Source organism: Streptomyces sp. WMMC940, from assembly GCF_027460265.1.
In the GTDB taxonomy this organism is placed as follows: domain Bacteria; phylum Actinomycetota; class Actinomycetes; order Streptomycetales; family Streptomycetaceae; genus Streptomyces.
Map to the genome: position 1 here is coordinate 1,185,265 of NZ_JAPZBC010000001.1, position 24,919 is coordinate 1,210,183.

Below are 24,919 nucleotides of genomic sequence, written 5' to 3' on the forward strand. Positions count from 1 at the left end.
GGGCGCGGGCCGTACACCACCACGGTGTACCGGTGTGTGCCGAACCGCCAGGGTGCAGAACCGGCGCACTGCCGGACATGTCACACCCAGGGGGGACGGAAATCCCCTTATGTACGCAACCGGCGCGCCCGCTCGTTGCTCTCTACCGGGAAGAGAGATCGTCACGGAGGTTTTTGAGTTGAGCCGCAGCCGCGTCCACCCGCACCCGAGCGCCCCGCTCGTCCGGTCGCGTCACCACCGGGGCCGGCGGGCGGCCGCGACCGCCGGCGCCGTGGCCCTGGCGGTGGCGCTGGCCGGCTGTTCCGGCGCCGCCCCGGAGGAATCGGAGGCGGACGGCAAGGGCCGGTCCCGGACGAGCATCACGGTGAGTCCGCGGGGCGAGCAGGCCGAACCGGGTGAACCCGTGCGGGTGACGCTGGAGTCGGGGCGGTTGGACCGCGTGACGGTCACCGGCTCCGGCGGTGAGAAGCTCGACGGCACGGTGTCCGCCGACGGGCGGAGCTGGACCTCGTCCCGGGTCGCCGCGCCGGGCACGGCGTACGCGGTCGAGGCGCGGGACGAAGAAGGCGGCACGGCCCGGGCGGAGTTCGCCACGGCCGCGGCGGAGAGGGTCAACAAGCTGGCGCTGGTGCCCGGCAGGGACTCCACCGTGGGCGTCGCCCAGCCGCTGTCGATCGTCTTCGACCACCCGGTGCGGAACAAGGCCGCCGTGGAGCGGCAGCTCAAGGTCACCACGTCGGACGACACCCAGGGCTCGTGGGGCTGGATGCGGGACTGGTCCGGCAAGGACCGGGTGGACTGGCGGCCGAGGGAGTACTGGAAGCCGGGCACGAAGGTGACGCTCGACGCCCGGCTGAACGGTGTCGACTCGGGCGCCGACGGCGGCTGGTTCGTCCGGGACTACACGACCGGATTCACCGTGGGCAGGCAGCAGGTGGTGAAGGTCGACCTCGACGGCCACCGGCTGCGACTCTACCGCGACGGCGTCCAGGTCAAGGACGTGCCCATGTCCGCGGGCACGCCGGGCGGCGAGAAGGCGTCCTGGCGCGGCACGGCGGTGCTGATGGCCAAGGAGGGCACGATCAACATGCGTTCGGAGACGGTCGGCCTCGGTGACGCCTACGACAAGATGGTCGACTACTCGATGCGGCTGACCTGGTCCGGGATGTACGCGCACGCGGCCCCCTGGAACGCCGCCCACTTCGGCAGCGCCAACCGGAGTTCGGGCTGCGTGGGCATGAGCGACGCGGACGCCGCCGCGGTCTACGCGGAGGTCCTGGTCGGCGACCCGTTCGAGATCACCGGCGGCGACGCCAAGGGCACCGTGGCGGTCAACAACGGCTACGGCGCGTGGAATCTCGACTGGACGGAGTGGCGGGCGATGAGCGCACTGCGCTGACGCCCCGTCAGTGGACGTTCCGACCGCACGCGCTCACCGACGTCATGTCCAACAATCGTTACGCTCGCGTAACTTACTGACCAGTTACCAGAGGTAAGGGCAGGAGGTTACCGTCGGGTCACTTTCAGACCGGCACGAGTCGGCCGGCACGATTCAGGAGTGAGCGATGGGACACCCCCACAAAGCCCTGCGCACCTCGACGACCGGCGCCGTGTCGGCGGCGCTGCTCGCCGGGGCGGCCTTCGGGCTCGCCCCGGCGACTCCCGCGGCGGCCACCGAGGTTTCGGCCGCCCCGGGTATACGATTCGTCGACATCCACGGTGACGGCGGCACCGTCCTCAAGGCCAATGTCGTCACCCCGGCCGGCGCCGGCGGCTCCCGCAGGTACCCGGTGGTCGTCCTCCCCACCAGCTGGGCCACACCCCAGGTCGAGTACCTCGCGCAGGCCAGGAAGCTCGCCGACTCCGGCTATGTGGTGCTCACCTACAACGTCCGCGGCTTCTGGCAGTCCGGCGGGAACATCGAGGTGGCGGGGCCGCCGGACATCGCCGACGCGCGCAAGGTGATCGACTGGGCGCTGGCCAACACCCCGGCCGACCCGTCCAGGGTGGGCATGGCGGGCATGTCGTACGCGGCCGGCATCAGTCTCCTCGCCGCCGCCCACGACGACCGGATCAAGGCCGTGGCGGCACTCAGCGGCTGGGCCGATCTCAATGACTCGATCTACAGCGGGCGCACCCAGCACCTCCAGGCCACCGGGCTGCTCATCGGCGCCGGCTACCTCACCGGCCGCCCCAGCCCCGAGCTCCGCCGGTTCACCGAGGACTTCCTCGGCTCTCACCTGGACAAGGAGGACGAGATGATCGCCTGGGGGGAGAAGCGCTCCCCCTCCGCCCACGTCGACCGGATCAATCGGAACGGCGCGGCCGTCATGCTGGGCAACGCCTGGGGCGACAGCGTCTTCCCGCCGAACCAGTACGCCGAGTTCTACGAGCGGCTGACCGTGCCCAAGCGGCTGGAGTTCCGCCCCGGCGACCACGCGACCGCCGAGGCGACGGGTCTGCTCGGCCTGCCCAACGACACCTGGACCAGCACCCGCCGCTGGCTCGACCACCATCTCAAGGGCGTGGACAACGGAGTGGACCGCGAACCGCCCGTGCGCATCAAGTCGCGCTCCGGCGGGCCCTACGAGACCTACCCGGACTGGAAGTCGGTCGGCGCCGACGCCCGCAAGATCACCCTGGACGGCACGAAGAGGATCCGCGCGAACATCGACTCGGGCGCCAACGGCGGCATCGTGATGCTCTCCAACACCGTCGACCAGTTCCTGGGACTGCCCCCGGTCGCCTCGATCCCGCTGCTCCCCCGGCGCTTCGCCGCGGTCTGGCAGTCGGAGCGCCATCGTTCCCCGCAGCGGGTCAGGGGGACGGCCAAGCTCCACACCACGGTCACCAGCACCAAGGAGAGCGGCACCCTCGTCGCGTACCTCTACGACGTGGGGCCGCTCGGCCTCGGCAAGCTGGTCAGCCATGCGCCGTACACGTTCCACGACCGGACGCCGGGCGAGCCGTTCCCCGTAGACCTGGAGCTGTTCTCCACCGCCTACGACGTCCCGGCCGGCCACCGTCTGGCCCTGGTCGTCGACACAGTCGACCCGCTCTACATCGAGCACAACCCGTCCGGCGCGCAGCTGACCTTCTCCTCGCCCGCGACCGACCCCTCGTACGTGTCGGTCCCGTTGCGCGAGCAGTGATCTCCGGCCGACGCCGAGCCGGGCACGGCCCTACGAGCTACTGCCCGGTTCCGGGGAACGCGCCTCGCACACGCGGTCCTTGTCGACGTCACTCAACTCGATCAGCAGATCGACGGCCATACGCTGCTCTGCCCCAATCTCGGCGGTGTCGAGGTCAGCGCAAACTATCCAGCCCGGCAAGGCACTTCCCGTCCCGACACGCACCGAGTAGGACATAAGCGGTAATAGCCATCTAAAGGGACGGGAGCCGGTCAGGCCTCGGCGGCCTCCGCGTACACCTGGGACAGCTCGGGCGAGCCGTGCATCGCCCAGTCGAGTCCCGCCTCCACCACGTTGACCTCACGCCCGGAGGCGAGCCGCACGACGGGGTGGCCGCCCGGCCAGACGTGCCAGGCGGCACCCCGCACCGTGCGGACGATCACGGTACCCAGATACAGCCCCGCGTCGTTCCCCAGCCAGGGCAGCTCCTCCGGGTCGTCCCGCCAGCGCGGGGGCAACTGGTCGAGCGCCTCCAACGAGGCGGGGCTGTCGTCCAGTTCGAGCCCCTGCTGCCCCACCCGCGCCCGCAGCAGCTCGCACTCGGACAGCAGCTCCGCCACACCCTCCGGATCGCCCCCGACGGCGGACGTCAGCGGCTGACTCCGCGCACTGTCGTGCCGTTTGCGCCAGTTGTCCAAGAAAGGGATGTTCATATCGATCAGCCTCGCATTCCCGTGGACGGGCGCACCACTGGGCGCGCGGGCACCGGCCGGAGAGCGCGGCCCCGGGCCGGGGATCGGTCAGAGATCGAGGTCGACCACGACGGGGGCATGGTCCGAGGCGCCCTTGCCCTTGCGCTCCTCGCGGTCGACGTAGCCGTCCTTGACGGCCCGGGCGAACGGCTCGTTGCCGTACACCAGGTCGATGCGCATCCCCCGGTTCTTGGGGAAGCACAGCTGACGGTAGTCCCAGTACGTGAACGGGTGGTCGTACTTCAGCGGGCGCGGCACCACGTCGGCGAGGCCCGCCTCGCGCAGTCCGGCCAGGGCGGCGCGCTCCGGCTCGGTCACATGGGTCATACCCTCGAAGAAGGCCGGATCCCATACGTCGTCGTCGGTCGGCGCGATGTTGTAGTCGCCGAGCACCGCGAACGGGCGGCCCCCCGCCGCGTCCTGGGCGACCGCGGCCTTCAGCGCCTCCAGCCAGGCCAGCTTGTACACGTAGTGCTCATGGGTGACCTCCCGGCCGTTCGGCACGTACACCGACCAGACGCGGACCGGGCCGCAGGTGGCGCTCAGCGCGCGCGGCTCCTGCACGCCGCCGTACTCCGGGCCGCCGGGCAGGCCCTTCACGACGTCGTCCAGGCCCACCCGGGAGACCACCGCCACGCCGTTCCACCTGCCGTCGGCGTTGACCGCGGACTCGTAGCCGAGCTCCTTCAGGGCGTCCGCGGGGAACTGCTCGGCGGTGCACTTGGTCTCCTGGATGCACAGCACGTCCGTGCCGCTGCTCTCCAGCCAGGCGAGCAGCCGCGGGAGCCGGGCGGTGATCGAATTGACGTTGAAGGTGGCGATGCGCATGCCGCCAAGCGTAACCGCGGGGTCGGACGGTCACGGGCGGACCGGGGCGTTCGCCGGGGCCGGCCGTGGCCGGGCGGGTGACGCCGGCGGCGGGGCGGGGCCCGTCGGCCGTCCGGCGGAGGGACGGGGTCGCCCTCAGAGCTCGGTGGACTCCCCCGGGGCGAGTCGGCGGTGCTCGGCGCCGCCCAGGTTCCCGATGTGGGCGTCGTAGAGGGGGCGGGCGAGATCGGTGAGCAGGGCGTCGTGGATGTCGATCGCCCGGTGCGGCTTGACCGCGCGTACGTAATCGATGACCTCCGCGACCTTGTTCCACGGGGCCATCACGGGGAGCATCAGCGTCTCCACCTGCTCGCCCGGGACGGTGAGCGCGTCACCGGGGTGGAAGACCGAACCGTCCACGAGGTAGCCGACATTGGTGATCCTCGGCAGGTCCGGGTGGATCACTGCGTGCAGTTCGCCGTGCACCTGCACGTCGAAACCGGCCGCGGTGAAGGTGTCGCCGTCGCCGACGGTGTGCACCCGGCCGGGGAAGCCGCCCGAGAGCTGCTCGGCGACGCTGCGGAGGGACCACACCTCGGCGGCGGGGTCGGCGTCGAGCGCGACGCGGAGCCGTTCCTCACTGAAGTGGTCCGGGTGCTCGTGCGTGACGAGCAGCGCGTCGGCCCCGGCGGCCGCGTCGACCTCGCTGAAGACGCCGGGATCGACGACGAGAGTCCGGCCGGCCTTCTCGAGGCGGATGCAGGCGTGCGACTTCTTGGTGAGCTTCACGGGGATGACCTTCCTCTCCCATCCGGGCCCCGCACGACGCGGCGCACCCCGTCCCCGAACGGATCTTTCCCCGACCGGCCCCCTCCCGAACGAGGAGCGGCCGCCCTGGCCCGTCCCCCGGCGGGCCGCCCCGGGTACCGGGAGGGGCGCGGAGTGCACCGCCTCAGTCGCGGGGGGTCGTCTCCTCGCGGATCACCGACTGGGCGACCCGGAAGGCGGAGTTCGCCGCCGGAACGCCGCAGTAGACGCCCGCGTGGATGAGGATCTCCCGGATCTCCGTGGGGGTGAGACCGTTGCGGAGGGCTGCCCGGGTGTGGAAGGCCAGTTCGTCCAGGTGACCGCCCGCGACCAGGGCCGTGAGGGTGACCGCGCTGCGGGTCCTGCGGTCCAGCCCCTCCCGGGTCCAGACCTCGCCCCACGCGTAGCGCGTGATCAGCTCCTGGAAGTCGGCGGTGAACTCGTCCGCCGCCGCCGTCGCCCGGTCGACGTGCGCGTCGCCCAGCACCGCGCGCCGGACCTTCATCCCCGCCTCGTACGGGTCGGGCCGCACCGCGCCCGACGGGTGCGGCTGCTCGGCGGCCGGGGCGATCTCGGCGACGGGGGCCACCGGCGCGGAGACGGAAGGGACGGAGGGGACGGACGGCGGCGCGGGAATCGCGTGGAGGGTGTCCTGCCAGGCCAGGGAGAAATGGCGTACCAGCAGGTCGGTCACCGCCGCCGGCTGCTCCACGGGCGCGAGGTGCGAGGCGCCGGGAACCAGGGCGAGCCGCGCGTCCGGTATCCCCGCGACCAGCGTGCGCGCCTCGGCCGGCCCGGTCAGCTGGTCGTCGGAGCCCACCAGGACCAGTGTCGGCACGCCGACCCTGCCCAGGTCGGCCCGTACGTCGAAGGCCGCCAGCGCCTCGCAGGCGGCGATGTAGCAGCCGGGATCGGTGGTGCGCACCATCTGCACGGCCCACTCGACGATCGCCGGCTGCGCGGCCGCGAAGCCCGGGGTGAACCAGTGCTCGGGCGCCGTGCGCGCCATCGGGTCCAGACCGTTCGTACGGACGATCACCCCGCGCTGCCGGAACTCGTCCGCGGTGCCGAACCTCGGAGAGGAGGCGACCAGGGCGAGCGAGGCGACCCGGTGCGGGACCCGCAGCGCCAGGTCGATGCCGACCGCGCCGCCGACGGAGCAGCCCGCGTAGCCGAAGCGCTGGACGCCGAGGTCGTCGAGCGTGGCGACGAGGCGGTCGGCGAGTTCGGTCACCGACCCGGCCGGGTGGGCGGGTGCGCCGCCGTGGCCCGGCAGGTCGAAGCGCAGCACCCGCCACTGCCGTGACAGCTCAGGCACCTGCCGGTCCCACATGTGCCAGGTCGTGCCGAGCGACGGCCCGAGGATGAGGACGGGCGCGTCGTCCGGACCGTCGATCCGGTACTGCAGGGTCTTCGGGGGCGTCTGCGTCTGCTCACTCACCCGCTCCACAGTAGTGAACGGAAGGAGTGGTTCCGGATCAGGGGGTCGCGGTCGAGACCACAAACACCATGGGTGCGGACGGATCGGTCAGATCCACGGCGATGTCCTGGCTGGGACGCGGATCACGCTGCTTGTGCGCGGTTCCGGCCCACGCGGCCTCGGGCCGGAAGACCCATCCGACGGTGTCCGCGTCGCGCTCGCCGATGGTGACGTCGCCGGTCTCCAGCCGCGCACGACTGGTACCGACGCCGTTGAGGAAGGCGTCGAGCCCGCCGGCGGTCGTACGGAACTTGACGTACAGCCGGCTCGACTTCCAGTTGCTGGTCTCGTAGTAGGCGACCTCGGTGGAGCGGGCCGGGATCGGCACCTCGAAGACGCGGCGCTTCATCTTGGACGGCCAGTTCTCGCGCAGCCCGGTCGCCGACGACTCGGCCTCCTTGTCCCGGCCGCTGTCCCTGCTCTGCTCCGCGGAGATCACCAGGTAGCCGGCGGGGATGCCGATGAGCAGCACGATGACGACCGCGGTCAGCACACGGCGCCAGATCATGTGCCGCCGGTCCTCGGGGGGACGCACGTTCTCCTCCACGGGCGGGGTCTGTCGGTGCAGGGTCTTCACTCGGGGTCCTGGGGGGTGGGGCGGGCACTGTCACCGGTGTCGCCGAGCCCTCCGGCGCTGCGGAGCACCTGGGCGTAGCGCTCGTATCTCTCGTACCGCTCGACACGGCGCCGCTTGGCGCGCCGGAACCGGCGGGCGACGAGCCGCGCGAGGTCTGCCGCGCCGACCATACCCGCCTCGGGGCCGAGCTGGGCCTTGGCGATACGGGCCTCGGGCCGGTAGCCGCGCCCGGTGAGATGGCGCCGGAAGGCGTCCCGGGCGGGCCCGATCAGCAGGTCGTCGGCGGCGCTGACGCCACCGCCGATGACGAAGCACGACGGGTCGAGGGCGGCGGCGAGATTGGCGATGCCGACGCCGAGCCACTGCCCGATGTCCTGGAGGAGCTCGACGCACATGGCGTCGCCCTCCCGGGCCAGCTCGGTGATCAGCGGGCCGGTGATGTCGGGGACATTGCCCTTGACCCGCTCGATGATGTTGTACGCGACCGGCGAGTCCGCGGCTGCGAGCTCGCGCGCCTCGCGGACCAGGGCGTTGCCGGAGCTGTACTGCTCCCAGCAGCCGCGGTTGCCGCACGGGCAGCGGTGCCCTCCGGGCACGACCTGCATATGGCCGAACTCGCCGGCGACGCCGTACTTGCCGCGCTTGACCCGGCCGTCCTCCAGGATCGCACCGCCGATGCCGGTGCCGAGCGTGATCATGACGAGATGGTCCTCGCCGCGGCCGGCACCGAAGCGCCACTCGGCCCAGGCGGCGGTGTTGGCGTCGTTGTCGACCATGACCGGGACGGCCAGACGGTTCTGCAGCGAGTCCCGCAGCGGCTCGTTGCGCCAGGCCAGGTGGGGGGCGAAGAGCACCTTGGAGCGGTCGGCGTCCACCCAGCCGGCCGCGCCGATGCCGACGGCGTGCACGTCGTGCCGGTCGGAGAGGTCGAGGACCAGCTCCACGATGGTGTCCTCGACGACCTTGGGGCTCTTGGACTTGTCCGGGGTCTCCGTGCGGACCTTCTCCAGGATGACCCCCTCGGCGTCGACGACACCGGCCATCACCTTCGTGCCGCCGATGTCGATGCCCACGGTGGGCACGCGGGGCGCGGTGAGGTGCGAGCGCCGCTCCCGGGTCCCGACGGTCCGCAGGACGGTGGCGCGGGCGGAGCCCCGGTGGGCGAAGTCGCGGTACGTGCTCAAGGCGTCCCTGCGGGTCGTGGGGGCGGGTCCGGGTCACCGGAGGCGGGCGGCGCCCGCCGTGCCCGATTGTGCCATCCGGGGGCCGCCCCGGCCCTGAGCGCTCGCGGCGCGGGCCGCCCGCCCCGGCCGCCCGGCGCTGGGCCGCAGGCGTGTCGCCCGGGACGGGAGGCGTGCGTGATGTCACATCACGGGCACCGGACGTGACCGCCCTGGTCCGGCGACCGGCGGCCCGCCGGGATCCTGGCCGTCCTCGTCGCCCCGGCCCCGGAGCCCCCGGCCCTACTGCCACGCCCCGGCCGCGGAGCTCGTACCGTCCCGGCGCGCCCCGGTCAGAGCGGCCGTCCGACGCCTCCCCCGATGCCCTGGCGGTCGGGGGTCAGCGCGGCGGCCCGGCGGACCGGGTCGGGGTACGCGCGGTCGACCGCCTCGTCGAGGAGGCGCAGCTCGGTGCGTACCGCCGTCCGGTGCCGATCGGGCAGTCCGACGTCCAGGAGTCCGTAGAACAGCGCCCGAAGTCGCCGGCAGATCTGCAGGGAGCCGGCGCCGTACTCACGGATCTCCGTGACCGCGAGCTGCAGGAAGTCCTCCCAGGAGCGGCCGGGGACCTCGAGCCGGGGCACGCCGCGGGCGTCGTGGAGGGTGTAGCGCCCGCTGAGTTCCGCACGGCCGATGGTGTGCAGGAACGCCTCGATGTGGTTCAGGACCTGCACCGCCGTGGTGGGGTCGTTCACCGCCGGGGACAACGCCCTGATGGCGATGTCCACCAGGATGCGCATCCCGAAGGCGGGATCCTGTTCGATGGTCCGTTCGACGCCGAGCGCGACCAGCCCGGTCAGCTCGCGGGGCGGGGGCGGCGAAGCGCCGTGCAGCACGAAGAGCGTCGCGCCGGGCGGCACGAAGTCGCCCACCGGGTGGGTGAGCACCACGAAGCAGTCGTACCGTTCGGCGAGGGCCGCCAGCCGCTCCGGGTGGAACCCCTGGAGCGCCCCGCCCCCCGCGCAGGGCACCGACGTCACCGGGCCTTCGGGAGGTGCCCTTCTCGCGTCCGCCGCCCGCAGGGTGCCGCTCGCGGCGAGCAGCGTCCCCCGGTCGAGCACCCGCCGTCCGGCCCGCGCGACCAGCGCCGCGATGGCGACGGGCCGCAGGTTGTGGATGAAGCGGTTCAGATACATGAGCAGCAGCACCAGGCTCACGGCGACCGCCGCCCCCGCGAGGGTGACACCGATGTCCGGCACGAAGTTCGTCTCGATGCTGCGCAGCAGTGAGAAGGAGAAGGCGAACGTCCCGGAGAACGTCGAGAGCACCGCCTTCTGGAGCCGGTCCCGGTACCACAGCCGCATGTAGCGCGGCGACAGCGTCCCGGTGGCCTGCTGGACCACGAGGATGCCGATGGTCACGACGAAGCCGAGCAGGGCGACCATCGCGCCGACGATGGAGCTGAGGACGCTGCTGGCGGTGGAGGTGGAGTACCGCCACTCCTGCGGCACCCGGACGGCTCCGTCGAGCGTCACGGCGGCCTCCGCGAGCAGCGAGCCCAGGACGATCCCGATGAGCGGCGCGATCCAGAGGCTCGCCATGACGTACTGGCGCAGCGCGAACGCCGTCGCCCAGGACAGGGGCGCGCGGGCCCGGCGGCTCGTCTCCCGGTGCTCGGTTGTCGCCTCCACGCTGGAGCCCTTCCCCCGCACCCCGGGGACTCCTCCCGAAAAGCCCGTAATGCACCTATTACCTAAGCTGATGGGGCGGCATCCGCTCGCGACCCAGGGCGAAAGGGGCTCGGGATGGGCGACTACCCCCTCATCGAGGACCACGGGCTGATCGGTGACCTGCAGACCGCGGCACTGGTCAGCACGCAAGGGACGATCGACTGGTACTGCACCCCGCGCTTCGACTCACCGAGCGTCTTCGGCTCGCTGCTGGACAGCGAGAAGGGCGGGTACTTCAAGGTCGCTCCGGTGGACCGGACGTACGCCACCAAACAGCTGTACCTTCCCGACACCGCGGTCCTGGTCACCCGCTTCATGACCGAGGCGGGCGCGGGCGAGGTCGTCGACCTCATGCCGGTCACGGGCTCCACGGCCACCCAGCGGCACCGCCTGGTGCGGATGCTGCGCTGCGTCCGCGGCAGCCTCACCTTCAAGGTCGACATCGTTCCGCGGTTCGACTACGGCCGGTCCCCGCACAAGCTGCACTACACCGAGCGCGGGGCGGTGTTCGTCGCCGACGGCCTGGAGCTGACGGTCCACGCGGTCCGCGAACCGGGGGACGTCCGGCTGGCCCCCCTCGACCTGGGCGACAACGACATGCACTTCACCCTCACCCTGGAGGCCGGCCAGGAGCGCGGGGTGGTGCTGGAGACCTTCGCCGACGGCCCGCCGCGGCACGTCCACCACGCCGAGTTCATGCAGCTCTTCGACGACACCGTGCGGTTCTGGCGCGACTGGCTCAGCCAGTCCCGCTACTCGGGCCGCTGGCGGGAGGCGGTCGAGCGGTCGGCGATCACGCTGAAACTGATGACGTACGCCCCGAGCGGGGCGATCGTGGCGGCCCCGACGGCCGGGCTCCCCGAGCAACTCGGCGGCGAGCGGAACTGGGACTACCGGTTCACCTGGATCCGCGACGCGTCGTTCTCCGTGTACGCCCTGCTGGGCCTCGGCTTCACCGACGAGGCCCAGGCCTTCATCGGCTGGCTGCGCGACCGCGTCCACGAGAAGGCGGGCCGCGACGGCGACTCGGGGCCGCTGAACATCATGTACCGGGTCGACGGCTCCTCCGACCTGGAGGAGGAGATCCTCCACGACTGGGAGGGCTACCAGGGCTCCAGCCCCGTCCGGATCGGGAACGGCGCCGCGTCCCAGCTCCAGCTCGACATCTACGGCGAGGCGCTGGACAGCATCTTCTTCGCGCACGAGCGGGGCATCCAGCTCGACCACCGCGGCTGGACCTCGCTGCGGACGCTCCTCGACTGGCTCAGCGACCACTGGGACCAGCCCGACGAGGGGCTCTGGGAGACCCGGGGCGGGCGCAAGGACTTCACCTACGGACGTCTGATGTCGTGGGTCGCCTTCGACCGGGCGCTGCGGCTGGCGGCGGCGAGCGGCCGGCCGGCCTCGCTCGCGCGCTGGGCCGGTGAGCGGGACAAGCTCTACGACCAGATCCTCGCCCGCGGATGGAACCACCAACGGCAGGCGTTCGTGCAGCACTACGACACCGACGTGCTCGACTCGTCGCTGGTACGGATGTCCACGGTGGGGTTCATCACCCCCGACGACCCGATGTGGACCGCCACGCTCGACGCCATGGACCGCGAACTGGTGAACGACAGTCTCGTCTACCGCTACAACCCCGAGGCCTCCCCCGACGGCCTGGCCGGCTCCGAGGGCACCTTCTCGCTGTGCACGTTCATGTACGTCGACGCGCTGGCGCGGGCGGGCAGGCTGAACCAGTCGAGGCTCGTACTGGAGAAGATGCTCACGTACGCCAACCACCTCGGCCTGTACTCCGAGGAGATCGCCCTGACCGGACGCCAGCTGGGCAACTTCCCGCAGGCGTTCACCCATCTGGCGTTCATCGACACCGCGATCACACTGGACCGGGAGCTCAACCGCGTACAAGGGGAGGCCCGCACGCGGACCGCCCCGGCGGAGTCCAACCTCTGAACGGCCCCGACGCTCACCGGCTCCCGGCGGGCGAGCCCTTCGCGGGCCGCCCGTCCGGTCCGGGGCCCAGCAGCACGACCCGGTCCCCCGGGCCGGGCCGCGCGGGCCGTTCCTCGGTGACCGGGTCCAGACGGCCGTCGGCCCGCAGGACGAACAGCGCGTCGTGACCGGGCGTCGGGGCTTCGCCCGGCGCGCCCACCGTGAACCGGTCGCCCCGCGCGTGGCGGGCCGCCAGCACGTCCCGCCCCAGGCCCGGACCGAAGAGCACGTCCGGGCCGGTGCGGGTCGCGACCGCGCCCGTCCCGTCCGGCGGCGGGCCGACGCGGTGCACCGGTCCGTCGACGCTGTCCTGTGCGACGACGGAGACGAGCGCGTTGAAGTCGTCGTCGTCGGTGAGCAGGAGGACGGCGGTGACGCCCTCGATGCGCCCGGACGGGTCGGTGGCCGCGGCCAGGAGGTCACCCGGCGCCGGCTCGATCCCGGCCTGCCGGACGCGCTGCCGCTGTTCCTCCGTCGCGGTCCACATCGCGACGTCCAGCCCGGCGGACTTCAGGCACCGGGCCAGTGCGACCGACCAGGGCCGCCCGCCCACGAGCAGCGGCCGGGCGCGGGCCGACCGGTTGACGCCCAGCGCGGCGGCGACCGGTGCCGCGGTCAGCCCGTAGACCAGGACGGTCCCCACGATCACCAGGAACGTGACCGGGAGGATCTTGTCCGTGCCGGACAGCCCCGAGCCGGCCAGGGTGGCGGCGAAGGCGGACGCCGTGGAGGCGGCGACGATGCCGCGCGGCGCCATCCAGGCGATGAACGCGCGCTCCCCGTACGGCAGTCCGCGCCCCTGGGTGGAGAGCCAGGCGACCAGCGGCCGGACCACCAGGACGAGCGCGCCGATCAGGCCGAGCGCGGGCAGCAGGACGGGACGGACGGACGCCGGGGTCACCCCCGCCGAGATGGTCACGAACAGCAGCCCGATGATGAGCTGTACCAGGGTCTCGAAGAAGGGGCGCCGCGCCGGCATGCCCAGGCCGGGGAGGTTGGCGACGGCGAGCCCGGCGACGACCGCGGCGATCAGCCCCGTGTCGTCGCGCACGACGTCGCAGCCCGCCGACACCGCGACCACCGTGGCGAGTTGGGCCAGCGTGCCCAGCGTCTCGCCGAGCCGGAGCCGGTGGAGGAGGAACCACAGCACCGCGGCACCCACCGCGCCGCCCGCCAGCCCGACCAGCCAGCTGAGCAGGAACTCACCCGGGTGGAAACCCCTGTCGAGCCGGAAGTCGCCGGCGAGCAGCGAGTGCAGGACGAGCGCGCCGAGGATGGCCCCGACGGGATCGACGAGCGTCCCCTCCCAGACCAGGATGCGCCGCACCCCGTCCGGAGGCCGCACGTGGTCGAGCAGCGGCCCCACCACCGTCGGCCCGGAGACGACGAGGACGGCGCCCAGCAGCACGGCCACGGGGAAGGGCACGCCGAACAGCGCGGGGGCGAGAGCCGTGACGGACGCCCAGGTGGCCAGGACGCCGAGGAGCAGGAGCCGGCGCACCACCGAGCGGGTGGCGCCCCGCAGCTGACGCAGCCGCAGGCCCAGCCCGGCGTCGTAGAGGATCACCGCGACGGACAGCGAGACGATGGACGAGAAGTTGTCCGGCGCCAGCTTCTCCGGGTGGACGACGTCGGTGAGGGCGCCGGCCGTGAAGCCGGCGGGCAGCAGCAGGATCAGCGCCGGAATGCGCAGCCTGCTCGCGACGATCTGGGAGCCGACCGCGAGCAGCACGGTCAGGGCGATGCCCAGGAGGAACTGGTCGGGGGGCAGCACGACGGGGCCGTCACTCGCTCCCGGCGGGGCCGGCGCCCCCGCCCTGCCGGAGATCGGACTCGGACAGGGACTCCAGCTCTCCGTGGGTGTCGAGCCAGTAGAGCAGGACGAGGGCCGGCCCGACGAGGAGCACCGCGACGAGGGTGACGATCAGCAGCCACACCAGCGTCGAGGGAGCGCCCGCCGCGTCCTCGACGGTCAGCGAGGTCGGGATGAGGTAGGGACGCTGGGCGACGCCCCAGGCGAGGACGGAAGCGGCGACCACGCCCACGGCGGTGAAACGGGACCAGCGGGCGTGTCCCCGCAGGAGCATCACCGCCGTCGCCACCGTGCAGGCCACGGCCACGAGGGCGAACACGAGCCCGGCTCCCCGGGTGAGCCCGCTCCACAGGTGGGGGGCGTCGCTCGGGACGACGAAGAGGGCGGCCACGCCGAGCAGCGCGGCGACGGCCAGGGAGGCCAGCGCCCGGCGCCGGAAGTAGCCGACGAGGTCGGGGGCGTCCCAGCGTTCGGCGTCGCAGGAGAGGAACACCGCGCCGAGGAAGGCGGTGGCCGTCACCGTGAGCAGCCCGAAGAAGAAGGACGTCGGGTTGGCCCAGGCGTCCGCCGACGCGGTGGTGCCGGGCGCGACCCGGCCGGAGGCGACGCCGCCGACGGCGGCGCCGAGGAAGTACGGGGTGAGCAGCGAGGAGACGGCGAACATCGCGCCGTACAGCCGCCGCCCGGCCACCCGCTTGATCGGCTTGCGCAGGGCGAAGCCGGCGCCCCGCAGGACCAGGCCGACCACGGCGAGGGCCAGCGGCAGCCACATCGACGAGAACACCGTCTGGAACAGCACCGGGAATCCGGTCCACATGATGACGAGGACGAAGATCAGCCAGACGTTGTTGACCTCCCACACGGGTGCCATGGCGTGGTCGATCAGCCACCGCGGCCGCTTGCCCCGCTCGGCGCCGCCCGCGGTGAGGTCCCAGAACCCGGCGCCGTAGTCGGTGCCTCCGGCGCAGGCGTAGGCGGCGACGGCGAGCAGCAGCACCAGGGCGACGATGCCTGCGGTCGTCATGGCGTACCGCCCTCGCCCGCCCGGGCCCCGGCGCCGGCGGCCGCGTCCGGCACGTCACCGCGAGGGCCGTAGGGCGTACCGGTCTCCGGGGCCTCGGCCGGGGGGCCCGTCCCCGCCGCCGCGTCCGCGAGCCGCCACCGGGTGCGCATCTTGAGCAGCACCGCGAGGAAGGAGCCGAAGATGAAGACGTACACGACGATCACGACGCCGAACATGATCCAGAGGGTGGAGGAACGGGTCGCCGTGACCGCCTCGGCGACCCGCATGTTCTGGTACACGATCCAGGGCTGTCGCCCCACCTCGGTGGTGATCCAGCCGCACTCGACGGCGATGACGGAGGCGACCCCGGCACAGGCCGCGCTGCGGTAGAACCACCGGGAATCCGGGAGCCGTTCGGCCGCGGGACGCTTCCGTCTGCGCCACACCACCCACGCGTACCAGAGCACGAGGAGCATCATCAGCGAGCCGATGACGACCATGATGTCGAAGGCCCAGTGGGCGATCGTGGCCTGGGTGGGGTTGGGCCGGTCGGAGGCGGGCACGGAGGTGAGGCCGGTGACCTCGGTGTCGGGCCGGAACCCCGCGAGGATGGAGTCGAGTTGGGGGATCTTGATGCCGCCGGTGACGGTGCCGTCCGGGTGCAGCCGGCCGAAGATGTACTCGGGCACGTGGGTGTCGGTCTCCCACACCAGTTCCATCGCGGCGAACTTCACCGGCTGCTCGTGGAACACGGAGCGGGCGATGGAGTCGCCGAGCACGAACTGGACGGGCGTGAGGACCGCGGCGACGGTGAACGGGACCGCGAATCCGAGGCGGTGGTAGCGGTCCCTGCGGCCCTTCAGGATCCCCACGGCGTAGACCCCCGCGACGACGTACCCGGCCGTCAGGAACATCGCCACGACGAAGTGCCAGTACTGCGGCCCGAACATCGGCGTGAAGATCGCCTTCCAGACGTCGACGTCCACGGGGTTGCCCGCGGAGTCGAGCCGGAAGCCGCGGGGGGTGTTCATCCAGGAGTTGGCCGCCAGGATCCCGAAGGCCCCCAGCAGGGCGGTGGCCGGCAGCGGCACCCCGAGGAGGAAGTGCGTCCGCGCCGGCAGCCGTCGCCAGCCGTAGAGGTAGACGGCGATGAGGACGGCCTCCAGGAAGAACGCCCATGCCTCCACGCCGAACCCGATGCCGAAGACGTCCCCCCAGCGGCCCATGAGCCCCGGCCAGAGCAGCCCGAACTCGAAGGAGAGCACGGTGCCGGTGACCACGCCGACGGCGAACTGGACGGCCATGACGGCCGACCACCGCCGGGCGAGCAGCAGGGCGGTGGGGTCGTTCCGGCGCAGCCCGCGGTAGTGCATGATCAGTGTGATCAGCGGCAGCGCCACTCCCATGGGCACCAGGATGATGTGGGAGGCGAGCGTGAACGCCATCAGCTCCCGGGCCGGGAGCAGCTGGGCGGGTGCCTCCGCGAGCAGCAGGTGCGCCCCGGCCGGCAGGGATACCGGATTGTGCATGTGTGCCTTCGGTCGTCGGAGCCCTTGAGGTCGGTCGCGGCGTCAGCCGCCGGTGGCGAACCCGGGGAAGAGGGTCATGCCTCCGTCGACGTACAGCGTGGTGCCCACCACGTAGTCCATGAGGTCGGACGCGAGGACGGCGACGGCGTGCGCGATGTCGTCGGGCTCCCCGACGCGGGCGTACGGGATGAGCGTGAGGAGGTCCCGTTCGGCGTCGGGCGTGTCCCAGGCGTCGGTGTTGATCGGGGTCTTGATGGCGCCCGGCGCGACGGCGTTGACCCGGATCTTCTTCGGCGCGAGCTCCTGGGCGAGGGTCTCCATCATCATCTGCACGCCGCCCTTGGAGGAGGCGTAGTTGACGTGGCCGGCCCAGGGGATGATCTGGTGGACCGAGCTCATGCAGACGATCTTCCCGGCGGCGCGCGACACCTCGGGGACGACGCCGCGCCGCAGGAACTCCTTGACCGCCTCCCGGGCGCACAGGAACTGGCCGGTGAGGTTGACGTCGATGACCTTCTGCCACTGGGCGAGCGTCATCTCGGTGAGCGCGGCGTCCCGCTGGAGGCCGGCGTTGGCGACGAGGATGTCGATGGTGCCGAACTCCTCGACCATCCGCCGCGTCATCGCGACGACCTGCTCCTCGTCGGAGACGTCGGCCTCGTGGGCGTAGGCGCGCACTCCGGCGGCGGTGATCTCCTTGACGACCGCGTCGGCCGCCTCCTGACCGGCCACGAAGTTGACGACGACGTCCGCGCCGGCCCGGCCGAGGGCGATCGCCGTCGCCTTCCCGATGCCCGAGTTGGCGCCGGTGACCAGCGCCTTCTGACCCTTCAGCAGCTGCGGAACCGGGTACGGTGCCGCTCCGGCCTGGGAATTCACGATGCCTCCTGGGACGTGCCTGCCTACGGCCCGGGGCCGAGGCGGCGACGGACGGAACCCGCGCGCAACGGAACCACCGGCGCGGGCCGCCGGGCGGACAGCGCACGGCCGCGTGGGCCGTTGGATGGCCGATGTTCGCCCGGTCGGCTCAGCCGCGGAGCCGCTCGGCCAGATGGTCCCCGACGCGCAGGGCGTTGGCGATGGCGGTGAGCGACGGGTTCACCGCGCCGATGCTCGGGAAGAAGCTCGTGTCGACCACGTAGAGGTTGTCGAGGTCGTGGGCCTTGCAGTTGACGTCCAGGGCGGAGCTCGTCGGGTCGTTGCCGAAGCGGACGGTGCCGGCCTGGTGGGCGGTCGCCCCGATGGGCATGCCCTTGTGCAGGTAGATGCTGTGCGGCAGCAGATGGTGCTCGTGCATTCCCAGCCGGCCGAGCATGCCCTGGAGTTTGTGGCGGAGCCGGTTGAGCGCGGTGATGTTGTTCTTCTCGTCGAGCGCGAGGTGGATGCCGCCGTCCCGGTCCAGGGTGACGCGGTTGCCGGGGTCGGGCAGATCCTCGCCGCACAGCCAGAAGTCGACGGCGTGGTGGGCCAGCACCTCGAAGGGCATCCCGGGCGTCACGGCGCCGGCCCAGCGCGGTGCCTCGCCGTGGATCTGCTCGGCGTCGGACTTGCCGAGCATCTGGATGCCGCCGAGGGGGTACTCCCAGTCGTCCGCGCCCAGGTACCAGTCGTGCAGGGCGAGGGTCTTCTGGAAGCGGGTGTCGTTGGGCTCCTTCGACACCGCCATCAGCGCCATGTTGTTGTGCCGCATGTAGTGACGGCCCACCACGCCGGAGCTGTTGGCGAGCCCGTCCGGGTGCCGGTCGCCGGCCGAGGCCAGCAGCAGGGCCGCGGTGTTGACGGCGCCGCAGGCGACGGCGACGAGGTGGGAGGAGAACCGGGCCTCGGTTCCGTCGGAGAGCTCCGCGACGACCGTGGTGACGCTGCGGCCCGTGGCGTCGGTCTCCAGCCCGGTCACGCGGGCGTCGGTGATCAGCTCCACGTTGGGGTGCTCCAGGGCGGGCTCCACACAGATGACCTGGGCGTCGGACTTGCCGCGCACCAGGCAGGGGAAGCCGTCGACCCGGTCGCACCGGATGCAGACGCTGGAGTGGGTGGCCCGGCCGTCGCGGTCCTGGACGAGGTTGACCCCGATGGGCAGGTGGAAGGGGTGCAGCCCCAGCTTCTCCAGGTCGTCGCTCAACCGCTGGATGCGGGGCTCGTGCGCGACGGGCGGGTGGAGGTACTGGCCGCTCACCATGCCCTCGGTGGGGTCCTCGCCGTGGTTGCCGTGCACGAGGTAGAGGTGCTCGGCCTGGGTGTAGTACGGCTCCAGGTCCTCGTAGCTCAGCGGCCACGCCGGGGACACGCCGCCGTGGTGGCGCAGTACGCCGAAGTCCTCCGGGCGCAGCCGGAAGAGGGCCGCTCCGTAGAACTTGGTGTTGCCGCCGACGTAGTAGTTGACCTCCGGCGGGAAGGTGTTGCCGTACTTGTCGTACCAGAACTCGGGCGCGCGGTACTTGCCCTTGACGAAGACGGCGGTGGAGTCCCAGTTGTCGCGTTCCCGGGGGAGGTAGCCGCCGCGTTCCAGCAGGAGGACGCGGCGCCCCGTGGGGGCGAGCCGATGGGCGAGCGTGCCGCCGCCGGCTCCGGTGCCGATGACGATGACGTCGTAGTGCGGGGATTCGGTCATGGCAGCCACCGTTCTCGCGGGTCCGGGCCTGGGACCGGGGTTCCGGCCCGGATGCGGGGGTCTCGGGATCGGCGTCGGGGGGTGGGGGCCGGGGGCGGCGTCGGGGGTCTGCTCCACTGGCTCCCGGCCGGGGACCGGCTTCGCTGAGGCGGCGTCACGGGACGGGGATTCACAGGACGGCGACCGGGTTGACGGGCGAGCCGGTGGCCCCCGGCAGCCGCAGCGGCGCGACCGCGCAGAGGAAGCTCCAGCGGCCCTCCTGCTCGCAGACCGGTGCCAGCTCCTCGAACTGCAGATAGTCCATGATGTGCATCCCGAGGGCGTGGACGGTCAGGACGTGGACGGGGAAGTCGACTCCTTCCACGGTGCTCGGTGCCGTGTCGCTGTTGCCGTCGCTGCCGAGCATCGCGACGCGCCGGTCGACGAGGAACTCGACGGCCTCCGGGTGGAGTCCGGCGCGTGCCTCCGCGGCGTTCCAGGGACCGAGTTCCCGGCGTCTGAGCCGGTGGCCCACCCGGACCAGCAGGACGTCCCCGGGTCCGGTGTGCACCCCCTGGGCGGCCTCGGCGGCTGCCAGATCGGCGGCGGTGACCTGGTCCCCCGGCTCCAGCCAGGACACTCCCCGAAGCCGGGGGATGTCCAGGAGCACTCCTCGGCCCACGACGCCGTCGCGTACGACGTCGACACCGAGCTCGGTGGCGCCCTCCGGGGTCACACTGCCGGCCGGCACGCCGTTGTACAGCGTTCCGTCGAACAGCACGTGGCACAGCGCGTCGAGGTGGCTGTCGGCGTCCCCGTGCACGTTCATCGCGAAGCGGTCGAGGGCGAAGGCCAGCCCTGCGGACGGCTGCCGACCGGGGCCGGGCGCCGTCATCCGGTGCCGGGCCGGCTCCGGGTTGTCGGGGCCGGGCCGGGTGTCCACGGGTGCGGAGAGCGAGACCGTCCGCCCGGTCATGACCTCGCGGGTCGCCGCCACCACCCGGGCGGGGGTGAGGTGGCCCAGGGTGCCGCGCCGGTCGTCGGGGCCGCGCCTCGTCCGCTCGCGGACCCGCTCGCAGAGGGCCCGGAACGCCTCGGCGCTCATGCTCCCGCTCACGACGCTCCCCGGGCCGCGCCGGCCGAGGTCGCCGGAGCCGACTCCGGTGGCGGCGCCCCGTGGGCCCCCGGCAACAGTTCGGTGGTGGTGATCGCGACCACCGCAGCCAGGATCACCACCGGCGTCATCGAGATGCTGCCGAGCAGCAGGGCCACGAGCACCACGCTGCTGACGGGCAGGCGCAGTGCGGCGCCGGCCGAGGCGGCCATGCCGGCCGCCATGCCCGGGATCACGCCGAGACCGGGCAGGGGCGCCAGCAGGACGCCGGTCGCGGCCCCCAGGAACAGCGCCGGGAAGATGGGACCACCGCGGAGGCTGCCCAGGCACAGCGCGTACGCGAGGCCCTTGAAGGCGAGGACGGCGACGAGCGCCCCGATCCCCCAGGAGGCCGGGTCGGACGCCAGTTGCACCATCGTGCTCTGGCCGGACGAGGCGACGTCGGCCGGGGTCCGGCCGGTGATCCCGGTGTAGAGGGCCGCGCAGACGCCCGCGCCCAGGGCGCAGAGGACGGTGAAGGGCACGGGCCGGGTGCGGACGAGACCGGCCGCCAGCCTTCCGCCGACCTGGATCCCGTGCACCAACACCCCGACGACCGCGCCGATGAGCAGGGTCCAGCCCACGTCCCCGGCGTCGAGATGCGGGAAGCCCCCGGACAACGGCAGCCGGAGGCTGCCCGTCTGCAGCCCGGTCCAGCGGCCGAAGCCGGTGAACACCAGTGAGCCGACGCCGCTCGACAGCAGCGCCGGGAGCATGACCGCGACCAGTCGGGGACCGCCCACGCCGATGATCTCCATCAGCAGTACGGCGGCGATCACCGGGTTGCCGAGCACGACGGCGATGGCCGCCCCGGCACCGGCGGCGCCCAGCAGTGCGGTGTTCTGCGACGTCGCATTGCCGCGGGCGAGGTTGCGGAACAGCAGCGCGAGACCGCCGCCGAGGGCGATGAGCGGTGCCTCGGGGCCGAGGGTGGCGCCGAGCGGCAGACTCGCGGTGGCGGCGATGACCACGCCGGGCAGGGCCTTGGCCGAGGCACCGCCGGGCTGGAGCCCGTAGGCGGGGACGTGGCCGCCCGCGCCGGGCAGCCGGGTCACGACCAGGCCGACGATCAGTCCCGCGACCGGGAGCAGCACCAGCGGCCACCACCACGGCGGGACCGGGCTCCCGAAGAGCGCCTTCGGCACGTGGTCCCACATCAGGTGCTCGAGCTGGTGCAGCGCGACGAGGAACCAGAACGCGATCAGCGAGATCGGGATCCCGATGAGCGCGGAGAACAGCAGAACCCGGCGGTAGGAGGCGCTGAGCAGAAGACCGCGCAGCACGTCGGGCTCCGGCCGGGGGCTCCCGGGCGCGGCGTTCTCCCGCTCCGGCCCGGCCTGCGGCTGCGTCATCGGCGGCGGCCCTCAGCCGAGGACCTTCTGCTTCTCGGCCGCGAACTCCTGCTCGGTGAGCAGGCCCTGGGCCTTGAGTTCGCCGAGTTCCTTGAGCCTGTCGATCTTCCGGCCCATGTCGTCGTCGGGCGGCATCGGCGGGGGTACGGCCGCCTGGGACGTGCCCGGGGCCGCCGCCCCACCCGGGGCCTGGGCCTGCTGCTGTTGCTGGTCCTGCTGTTGCTGGTCCTGCTGGGCCCAGCGGCCCGACTGCCGGCGCGACACGCGGTTGGACACCGCCGTGGCGGTGCCGGCGATGGCGGCGGTGCGGACCACGCTGCGGATGAGGCGGGGCATGTCGTCCTCCCGTTCGGGTGAGGCGAGGTCTCCGGTGTGTGTGACGGCGGCGCTGCGACGGAACCGCCCAGGGGCGGAGTGCGTCCGGCGCCGGCCGTCCGGTGCTCAGGCCGCCGACGTTCCCCGGCCGGACCCGCCCTCGACCTCGTCCAGCGCGGAGAGCAGGGCCTGGACGGGAATCCGCCCTCCCGCCACCAGCTGCGCCCCGCTGCGCCGCATGGCGCGGGCGAGCGGCGCGGCCCAGCTGTTCTCGTACACGAGGACGGCGGCGGAGTTGCCCGGCTCGACGGCCGCCGCGGCCTCTTCGACGTCGTCCTGGCCGAGCAGGCCGGAGGATGCTCCTTCGAAGACGGTCAGGTCCAGCGTGCCGTCGCCGTCCAGGTCGGCGAGTTCCAGGGCCGTGACGGTGCCGTCGGCGTCCTTGCGGACGAACAGCAGGTCGAGGATGCGGATGATCTTCCGGTCGACGAGGTCGACGAGCAGCGGAAGGCCCTCGCCCGTCATGCGGTTGCCCGGGAATTCGACCACCAGGTAGTCGACGGGTCCCATTTCTTCGAAGTCATCGCTCATGACCACTCCTTGCGAGCGCATCAGCGGTCCGGGGCGGCTCGCCTGCCGAACGCTCGGCGCGCCCTCGGGGCGCGTCCCGTAAGCCATTGGAGCACTCGCCCGAATGCTTCGCACCTCCGGCCGGGTGGCCGCCGTGGCCCGCGCCCCGGCCGGTACGAGGGGCGTTCGGCCGGCTCCCGCGACCGGGTCCGGTCCGGACGTGCCGAGCTCCTGCCGGCGGCCACGGCACCGGGTCTCCGCGGCCGAGGGCTCCCCTCAGGCGGTGAGCTGGTAGATGCTGTTGCCCGTCAGCCACAGGCCCATCACCAGGCAGCCGACGATGATGGCGGGCTCCTGGTGCTCCTGCAGCCAGCTCCGGAGCCGCCTCAGCCGCACCCCCGCCGCCTCGGGCGCGAACACCGTGTACAGCTCGGCCGTGAGCAGACTGGCGGTGGCGAGGAGGCAGAACCCGAACAGGGCCGCGTAGGACGCGAAGTGGGAGAGGTCCGCACGCACCACGACGGTCGCGGCGGCCGCGACCAGGCCCCAGGGCTGGAGGAAGACGGCGAGGGCGGCAGCCGACCAGGGCGAGATCCGGCCCGAACCGCCGTGCGGGTCGGCCGCGTGCCTGGCCCGGCCCTGTGGCTCGGCGGCCACGGGGGGTTCCCGGCGCTTGCGCCGGCGGTACTCGCCGTACCCGACCAGCCCGACGCCGATCGCGAGCTTGGCCGCGAGGGCGACCGTGGAGGGCGGCGACCTGGGCGGCGGCGGCTGACCGCCGGTGAACAGCAGCACCATGGCGATCACGGCGACGAGACAGGCCAGCCAGGCCAGGATGAAGACCAGTCCCCGCCACACGCCCCGGTATGCGGAGAGCACCAGCACGAAGGCCATGATGGGCAGCGGGTCGAGGGTGATGGCGACGGCGATGAGCAGCAAGTCGAGGACCATGACGCTCCCTCCGGCGGGTTCCCACGCCGTGCGGGCCGCTCGCGGGCCGGGACCGTGCCGCCGGCCGCCCCGCTCGAACGCGGGCCGTTTCCGGCCCGCTCCGTCCATGGTCACCTCCGGTGATGTCCGCCCGCAAACAGAGCGCCGCGCTCCCCCGGGCGGCAGGCGAGCGCTCCGTCCCGAGATGCCGGTGCGGTCCGGCTCCCGCACTCTTGGTGGCAGGGAAGGAGCAGGCCATGACCACGCGGCGCCGGGCTCCGGCCTTCCTCCGCCCGTCGTGGTGGTCGGGACGCTTCACGTCGTGGGGGGCCTCCGCGCGGTCGGCGGCCGAACGCACCGAGACCCGCTTCCCCGTCGTCACCCATCTGACGGCCCGTATGATCTCGGTCAACATCTTCGACTCCGCCACCCGGCTTGCCGCGCAGTGCTTCCTCACCGCCGTGCCGCTGCTGTTCGTGGTCGGGTCGTTCGCCCCCGAGGCGGTACGCGATCAGCTGGTCAGCTCGGTGTCGGCGATCTTCGGACTCACCGGGGCCTCGAAGGACCTGCTCGAACAGGTGTACAGGGCCACGGACGACAACCTCCGCGAGGCCACCGGCCTGATCGGTGCGCTGATGGTGCTGCTGTCCGCCACGGCCTGCAGCCGGGCGATGCAGCGGCTGTGCAAGCGGGCCTGGCTCGTCCCGAGGTCCGGGGTGCGGATCGCTCCCTGGCGCTGGCTGGCGTGGATCGGGGTGTGGCTGTCCGTGCTGCTGATCCAGGGGCCGGTGCGCGAGGGCTTCGGACTCGGGCTGTGGCTGGCCGTCCCGGTCACCATGTTGTCGCAGATCCTGTTGTGGTGGTGGTCCCAGCATCTGCTGCTGGGCGGGCTCGTCGGGTGGCGGCCGCTACTGCCCGGTGCGGTGCTTACGGGCTTCGCCGTGACGGCGTTGTTCATCGGCAGCAAGTACTACATGCCCCGCGCCATCGACAAGAGCCTGTCCGAGTACGGGACGGTCGGCACGGTCTTCACCCTGCTGTCGTGGCTGATCGTGCTGTGTGTCGCCATCGCGCTCGGTGTCACGACCGGGGCGGTCCTGGCGAGGGAGCCGTGGCTCGCGCGAAGACTCGGTGACACCGGCCCGAGCTGGACCGCGGCCGACGCCGGGTGGCGGCGCGGAAGGGCGGGCGGGGAGGACTGACCGCGGGCAGGCACGGGCGCCGGGCC

21 protein-coding genes are annotated in these 24,919 nt (G+C 72.6%); 4 read left to right on the forward strand and 17 right to left on the reverse strand.

Annotated elements, in window-relative coordinates; genetic code table 11:
• Window positions 1-178: 178 nt before the first annotated feature.
• Window positions 179-1,399 carry a L,D-transpeptidase family protein gene (locus O7595_RS05325; RefSeq protein WP_269727566.1) on the forward strand — a complete coding sequence of 407 codons (1,221 nt, stop codon included), beginning with the start codon at window positions 179-181 and terminating at the stop codon, window positions 1,397-1,399.
• Between the two features lie 166 nt (window positions 1,400-1,565).
• Window positions 1,566-3,152, forward strand: coding sequence for a CocE/NonD family hydrolase (locus O7595_RS05330; protein WP_269727567.1), 1,587 nt, complete (start codon window positions 1,566-1,568; stop codon window positions 3,150-3,152).
• A 251-nt stretch (window positions 3,153-3,403) separates the two neighbouring features.
• Here O7595_RS05330 and O7595_RS05335 read toward each other — a convergent pair whose 3' ends face one another.
• The 7 genes from O7595_RS05335 to O7595_RS05365 form a co-directional block, all read right to left on the reverse strand.
• Window positions 3,404-3,844, reverse strand: a complete 441-nt coding sequence (locus tag O7595_RS05335) for a DUF6278 family protein (protein WP_269727568.1) — start codon at window positions 3,842-3,844, stop codon at window positions 3,404-3,406.
• Window positions 3,845-3,931: 87 nt separating this feature from the next.
• Window positions 3,932-4,711 carry an exodeoxyribonuclease III gene (locus O7595_RS05340; RefSeq protein WP_269727569.1) on the reverse strand — a complete coding sequence of 260 codons (780 nt, stop codon included), beginning with the start codon at window positions 4,709-4,711 and terminating at the stop codon, window positions 3,932-3,934.
• Between the two features lie 135 nt (window positions 4,712-4,846).
• Window positions 4,847-5,479: an MBL fold metallo-hydrolase gene (locus O7595_RS05345; protein ID WP_269727570.1), complete on the reverse strand. Its 633-nt coding sequence runs from the start codon at window positions 5,477-5,479 to the stop codon at window positions 4,847-4,849.
• 163 nt (window positions 5,480-5,642) lie between these two features.
• Window positions 5,643-6,938 carry a bifunctional 3-oxoadipate enol-lactonase/4-carboxymuconolactone decarboxylase PcaDC gene (gene pcaDC / locus O7595_RS05350; RefSeq protein WP_443071562.1) on the reverse strand — a complete coding sequence of 432 codons (1,296 nt, stop codon included), beginning with the start codon at window positions 6,936-6,938 and terminating at the stop codon, window positions 5,643-5,645.
• Between the two features lie 37 nt (window positions 6,939-6,975).
• A complete protein-coding gene (locus O7595_RS05355; protein ID WP_269732373.1) occupies window positions 6,976-7,485 on the reverse strand; it encodes a hypothetical protein in 510 nt (169 codons plus the stop codon).
• 65 nt (window positions 7,486-7,550) lie between these two features.
• A complete protein-coding gene (locus tag O7595_RS05360; RefSeq protein WP_269727572.1) occupies window positions 7,551-8,738 on the reverse strand; it encodes an ROK family glucokinase in 1,188 nt (395 codons plus the stop codon).
• 329 nt (window positions 8,739-9,067) lie between these two features.
• The gene (locus O7595_RS05365; RefSeq protein WP_269727573.1) at window positions 9,068-10,405 is read right to left on the reverse strand and encodes a DUF2254 domain-containing protein; all 1,338 of its coding nucleotides are present in this window, start codon (window positions 10,403-10,405) and stop codon (window positions 9,068-9,070) included.
• Window positions 10,406-10,519: 114 nt separating this feature from the next.
• Between O7595_RS05365 and O7595_RS05370 the strand changes: the two genes are divergently transcribed.
• The gene (locus O7595_RS05370; RefSeq protein WP_269727574.1) at window positions 10,520-12,397 is read left to right on the forward strand and encodes a glycoside hydrolase family 15 protein; all 1,878 of its coding nucleotides are present in this window, start codon (window positions 10,520-10,522) and stop codon (window positions 12,395-12,397) included.
• A gap of 13 nt (window positions 12,398-12,410) precedes the next feature.
• On the opposite strand, the gene O7595_RS05375 is transcribed toward O7595_RS05370, so the two are convergent.
• From O7595_RS05375 to O7595_RS05420, 10 genes are all read right to left on the reverse strand, one after another.
• Complete coding sequence (locus O7595_RS05375; protein ID WP_269727575.1) at window positions 12,411-14,210, reverse strand: cation:proton antiporter; 1,800 nt, start codon at window positions 14,208-14,210, stop codon at window positions 12,411-12,413.
• Between the two features lie 10 nt (window positions 14,211-14,220).
• Entirely contained in the window at window positions 14,221-15,273 is a 1,053-nt protein-coding gene (locus O7595_RS05380; RefSeq protein WP_269727576.1) for a cytochrome d ubiquinol oxidase subunit II, read from the reverse strand.
• Window positions 15,270-16,781, reverse strand: a complete 1,512-nt coding sequence (locus tag O7595_RS05385) for a cytochrome ubiquinol oxidase subunit I (protein WP_269727577.1) — start codon at window positions 16,779-16,781, stop codon at window positions 15,270-15,272. The genes O7595_RS05380 and O7595_RS05385 overlap by 4 nt, the downstream gene beginning before the upstream one ends.
• A 42-nt stretch (window positions 16,782-16,823) precedes the next feature.
• Window positions 16,824-17,618, reverse strand: coding sequence for an SDR family oxidoreductase (locus tag O7595_RS05390; protein WP_269732374.1), 795 nt, complete (start codon window positions 17,616-17,618; stop codon window positions 16,824-16,826).
• 190 nt (window positions 17,619-17,808) lie between these two features.
• Window positions 17,809-19,392, reverse strand: a complete 1,584-nt coding sequence (locus tag O7595_RS05395; protein ID WP_269727578.1) for a GMC oxidoreductase — start codon at window positions 19,390-19,392, stop codon at window positions 17,809-17,811.
• Window positions 19,393-19,561: 169 nt separating this feature from the next.
• A complete protein-coding gene (locus O7595_RS05400; RefSeq protein ID WP_269732375.1) occupies window positions 19,562-20,476 on the reverse strand; it encodes a cyclase family protein in 915 nt (304 codons plus the stop codon).
• Window positions 20,477-20,484: 8 nt separating this feature from the next.
• Window positions 20,485-21,876 carry a chloride channel protein gene (locus tag O7595_RS05405; protein ID WP_269727579.1) on the reverse strand — a complete coding sequence of 464 codons (1,392 nt, stop codon included), beginning with the start codon at window positions 21,874-21,876 and terminating at the stop codon, window positions 20,485-20,487.
• A 12-nt stretch (window positions 21,877-21,888) separates the two neighbouring features.
• Window positions 21,889-22,212, reverse strand: coding sequence for an SHOCT domain-containing protein (locus tag O7595_RS05410; protein WP_269727580.1), 324 nt, complete (start codon window positions 22,210-22,212; stop codon window positions 21,889-21,891).
• A 105-nt stretch (window positions 22,213-22,317) separates the two neighbouring features.
• Window positions 22,318-22,782: a DUF6325 family protein gene (locus tag O7595_RS05415; protein ID WP_269727581.1), complete on the reverse strand. Its 465-nt coding sequence runs from the start codon at window positions 22,780-22,782 to the stop codon at window positions 22,318-22,320.
• 255 nt (window positions 22,783-23,037) lie between these two features.
• Window positions 23,038-23,712, reverse strand: a complete 675-nt coding sequence (locus O7595_RS05420) for a GAP family protein (protein WP_269727582.1) — start codon at window positions 23,710-23,712, stop codon at window positions 23,038-23,040.
• Window positions 23,713-23,948: 236 nt separating this feature from the next.
• On the opposite strand from O7595_RS05420, the gene O7595_RS05425 reads away from it, so the two are divergent.
• A complete protein-coding gene (locus tag O7595_RS05425; protein ID WP_269727583.1) occupies window positions 23,949-24,893 on the forward strand; it encodes a YhjD/YihY/BrkB family envelope integrity protein in 945 nt (314 codons plus the stop codon).
• The last annotated feature ends 26 nt before the right edge of the window (window positions 24,894-24,919 follow it).